Consider the following 2597-nt stretch of genomic DNA (forward strand, 5'->3'; position numbering starts at 1 on the left):
GTAGCCGAAAGTGAGCACCCTCCGAGACGGATCCTGAGTAGTGCGGGGCACGTGAAACCCCGTATGAATCCGGCAGGACCATCTGCCAAGGCTAAATACTCCCTGGTGACCGATAGCGAAGCAGTACCGTGAGGGAAAGGTGAAAAGGACCCCGGAAGGGGAGTGAAATAGAACCTGAAACCGTGCGCTTACAAAAAGTCAGAGCCCAATTAAGGGGTGATGGCGTGCCTTTTGTAGAATGAACCGGCGAGTTACGTTTGCATGCAAGGTTAAGGTGAGAAGCCGGAGCCGCAGCGAAAGCGAGTCTGAATAGGGCGAATGAGTATGTAGGCGTAGACCCGAAACCGGGTGATCTACCCCTGTCCAGGGTGAAGGTGCGGTAACACGCACTGGAGGCCCGAACCCACGTACGTTGAAAAGTGCGGGGATGAGGTGGGGGTAGCGGAGAAATTCCAATCGAACTCGGAGATAGCTGGTTCTCCCCGAAATAGCTTTAGGGCTAGCCTCGGAATTGAGAGTTGTGGAGGTAGAGCACTGATTGGGTGCGGGGTCCGCCAAGGATTACCAAGTCCAGTCAAACTCCGAATGCCATCAACTTATGTCCGGGAGTCAGACAGTGAGTGCTAAGATCCATTGTCAAAAGGGAAACAGCCCAGACCATCGATTAAGGTCCCCAAGTGTGTGTTAAGTGGGAAAGGATGTGGAGTTGCCCAGACAACCAGGATGTTGGCTTAGAAGCAGCCACCATTTAAAGAGTGCGTAATAGCTCACTGGTCGAGTGACTCTGCGCCGAAAATGTAACGGGGCTAAACACACCACCGAAATCATGGCTTGATGCTTGCATCAGGGGTAGGGGAGCGTTGTGTGAGGGTTGAAGGTGTACTGAAAAGAGCGCTGGACATCACACAAGTGAGAATGCCGGTATGAGTAACGAAAAGATCAGTGAGAATCTGATCCGCCGAAAACCCAAGGGTTCCTGAGGAAGGCTCGTCCGCTCAGGGTTAGTCGGGACCTAAGGCGAGGCCGAAAGGCGTAGTCGATGGACAACAGGTGGATATTCCTGTACCGCCGTAAACCGTTACGAGCAATGGAGTGACGCAGGAGGGAAGGGACGCGGACTGATGGATGTCCGTCCAAGCAACAAGTCTGGTGCGTAGGCAAATCCGCGCATCGTAAGGATGAGTTGTGATGGGGAGCGAAAATTACAGTAGCGAAGGTCCTGGGCTCACACTGCCAAGAAAAGCTTCTAGCCAGGTGAAGGCGCCCGTACCGCAAACCGACACAGGTGGGTGGGAAGAGTATTCTAAGGCGCGCGGAAGAACTCTCGTTAAGGAACTCGGCAAAATGACCCCGTAACTTCGGGAGAAGGGGTGCCCCGGTAGTGTGAATAGCACGAGGGGGCCGCAGTGAAAAGGCCCAAGCGACTGTTTAGCAAAAACACAGGTCTGTGCGAAGCCGCAAGGCGAAGTATACGGGCTGACGCCTGCCCGGTGCTGGAAGGTTAAGAGGAGGGGTTAGCGAGCAATCGCGACGCTCTGAATTGAAGCCCCAGTAAACGGCGGCCGTAACTATAACGGTCCTAAGGTAGCGAAATTCCTTGTCAGGTAAATTCTGACCCGCACGAATGGCGTAACGACTTGGGCGCTGTCTCAACGAGAGATCCGGTGAAATTTTAATACCTGTGAAGATGCAGGTTACCCGCGACAAGACGGAAAGACCCCATGGAGCTTTACTGTAACTTGATATTGGACTGGGGTGCGATTTGTACAGCATAGGTGGGAGCCTTAGAGTCCGGAGCGCCAGCTTCGGAGGAGGCGACGTTGGGATACCACCCTGATCGCATGCTAGTTCTAACCTCGTACCGTTACCCGGTACAGGGACCGTGTCAGGTGGACAGTTTGACTGGGGCGGTCGCCTCCTAAAATGTAACGGAGGCGCCCAAAGGTTCCCTCAGAATGGTTGGAAATCATTCGCAGCGTGTAAAGGCATAAGGGAGCTTGACTGCGAGACGGACAGGTCGAGCAGGGACGAAAGTCGGGCTTAGTGATCCGGTGGTACCGCATGGAAGGGCCATCGCTCAACGGATAAAAGCTACCCTGGGGATAACAGGCTTATCTCCCCCAAGAGTCCACATCGACGGGGAGGTTTGGCACCTCGATGTCGGCTCATCGCATCCTGGGGCTGAAGTAGGTCCCAAGGGTTGGGCTGTTCGCCCATTAAAGCGGTACGCGAGCTGGGTTCAGAACGTCGTGAGACAGTTCGGTCCCTATCTGTCGTGGGCGTTGGAAATTTGAGAGGAGCTGTCCTTAGTACGAGAGGACCGGGATGGACGCACCGCTGGTGTACCAGTTGTTCCGCCAGGAGCATCGCTGGGTAGCTACGTGCGGACGGGATAAACGCTGAAAGCATCTAAGCGTGAAGCCCCCCTCAAGATGAGATTTCCCACTTTTGGTAAGACCCCTTGTAGACGACGAGGTAGATAGGCTGAGGGTGGAAGCGCAGCAATGCGTGGAGCTGATCAGTACTAATCGGTCGAGGGCTTATCCTCCATCTTGCCGGTACGTGTACCGAGCAAGAAACTTCAAATGACGCGAATC

At 54.4% G+C, this 2597-nt stretch carries 1 rRNA gene; it reads left to right on the forward strand.

Going from position 1 to position 2597, the window contains the following annotated elements:
* Positions 1-2548 (forward strand): 23S ribosomal RNA (locus CDO73_RS26355); the annotation flags it as partial.
* Positions 2549-2597: the final 49 nt, after the last annotated feature.

This window comes from Saccharibacillus sp. O23 (assembly GCF_002205895.1).
Lineage (GTDB): Bacteria > Bacillota > Bacilli > Paenibacillales > Paenibacillaceae > Saccharibacillus.